This is a genomic window from Zooshikella ganghwensis DSM 15267 (assembly GCF_000428585.1).
Lineage (GTDB): Bacteria > Pseudomonadota > Gammaproteobacteria > Pseudomonadales > Zooshikellaceae > Zooshikella > Zooshikella ganghwensis.
Map to the genome: position 1 here is coordinate 1 of NZ_AUAF01000338.1, position 1,778 is coordinate 1,778.

At 38.4% G+C, this 1,778-nt stretch carries 3 protein-coding genes; all 3 read right to left on the reverse strand.

Going from position 1 to position 1,778, the window contains the following annotated elements; genetic code table 11:
* Nucleotides 1–226: 226 nt before the first annotated feature.
* Nucleotides 227–652 carry a hypothetical protein gene (locus tag F607_RS0126715; protein ID WP_027710428.1) on the reverse strand — a complete coding sequence of 142 codons (426 nt, stop codon included), beginning with the start codon at nucleotides 650–652 and terminating at the stop codon, nucleotides 227–229.
* Between the two features lie 73 nt (nucleotides 653–725).
* Nucleotides 726–1,139, reverse strand: a complete 414-nt coding sequence (locus tag F607_RS0126720) for a type II toxin-antitoxin system HicB family antitoxin (protein ID WP_027710429.1) — start codon at nucleotides 1,137–1,139, stop codon at nucleotides 726–728.
* Nucleotides 1,140–1,181: 42 nt separating this feature from the next.
* A complete protein-coding gene (locus tag F607_RS33865) occupies nucleotides 1,182–1,361 on the reverse strand; it encodes a type II toxin-antitoxin system HicA family toxin (RefSeq protein WP_084611433.1) in 180 nt (59 codons plus the stop codon).
* Nucleotides 1,362–1,778: the final 417 nt, after the last annotated feature.

The window sequence follows — 1,778 nt, forward strand, 5'->3', positions numbered from 1 at the left end:
ATTCCTGCGTAACGTAGGGAAAGTCCGTCTGCCATTCAGAAATGGATAATAAACAATCAAAATTATCCATTAAAACGAATAATTAATGAGCACGTTAAACACAGTGAAAGTAATTATTTTATTTTTAACGGAAGACTACGTGATTAGGTTGACGGCTAATTAACACCATAGCACTTTGAAATTCCTATCTATCAAGAAACATTACTATTATTAGGTATGATTACAGCTACCATTCGCAATAATTCTCAGAATCACTTGAATCAGGATCTAAAATTTGAATACTGAAACCTGATTCGAGATTAAATTTATTAATTACACTCCTAACCTCAGCCGAAGTTACTGCACTCGAAAAATCAAAAAGGAAAGGCAAAATATCATTATCTTTGTTCCATTCTCTTTCTAAATCTTTGGCAACTTCCATACCGGAATCCCAGCCTCCCTCATACATATTCGCATAATTATATAAGCTCCATGCAGCAATATCATCAATAGCGACGCTATCACCCGATACGTAAAAGGATATTTCCACTTTAGCGTGCCAAGGAAATACACCTATATCTATGAGTTTTATCTTTTTATCTGATAGAGGCTGCAAATTTCTTTCGAAATATTCCAGCAGCGCTTTCTCGATTTTCTCGATACTATAATCCATAGCTACCTTGATACTTAACTATTAATGAACGTCACGCCGACGTAAACCATCTCTCAATGCTGGCAGGAAGCATTCACCGGCTCTCTGGTCTTAGTAGCTTGTCTTGAGCGATTGCAGCAAGAAAGCCTGATCGTGATTTGTATTCAGGGTGTAGCATTACAAAATCATCAATATGCTTAACCAAAAGCGCTGGAAGCGTTACGTTAATGCGCTCTGCTTTACCAAGAAATGGCGTTATATCAATATCAACAAGCGCCCATATTCCGCCCTCATAATCAGGGTTAGCTTGATGCTTGTTAATGGCAGTAGCTACGGGCACCTGTTGGCCATCTTCGACCAAGATTTCTAAGTGACCTTCAATAGCTTCAACGACTTGTTCTAGCGCCTCTTCAATACCTTCTCCAGCAGAAAAACACCCAGGTATATCGGGTACAGTTACACCGTAGTTAATGCCATCGTCAGTGTGTAAAACAACAGGATATTTCATATATTTCCCCTTGAAGATTATTGTCAGTAAGGAAGGCCCAGCTTATAGCTGAGCCTGTTTCCGAATGCTTTTGACGGTCCCTATTGGTAAATCCCGGTTAGGGTGTGGAACCGTTACAAGCCCCGGCTTTGTAGGGTGCTTGAAGTGGTGATGGCTACCTCTAGTACGATGTAAATACCAACCGTCAGCTTCAATCTCCCTAATGATGTCCTTACTTTTCAATAAAATCTCCTGTGTGGTTAAAAGATGAGATCAATTATACACACTATACACACGATATCAATATAAAAAATACACATAGTGTGTATTACTAAATGTTCAAATCACTATTATTTTCATATGCAGGCTGGCATAACGGGATTGATTCAACTGTAAAGCGTGATTAAACCTAAATAATTACAAATGTTAACCGACAATAAAAAGAAAGTGCTTACAATGCGCGAACCTTAGTTTATAGCCTTATATGATTAATTTTATTGGGGGTTGATGGTTGTGCATCCGGTTCTAGCAAAGACCTTTGGTGGTTTATCCAAAGCTTACTATATTACAATACTCTAGACACTTTTACGCAGCCATAGCCCCATAGTCACTCATCTGTTTATACACTTGAGCGACTTTTTGAATACTTAAGCTTAACCC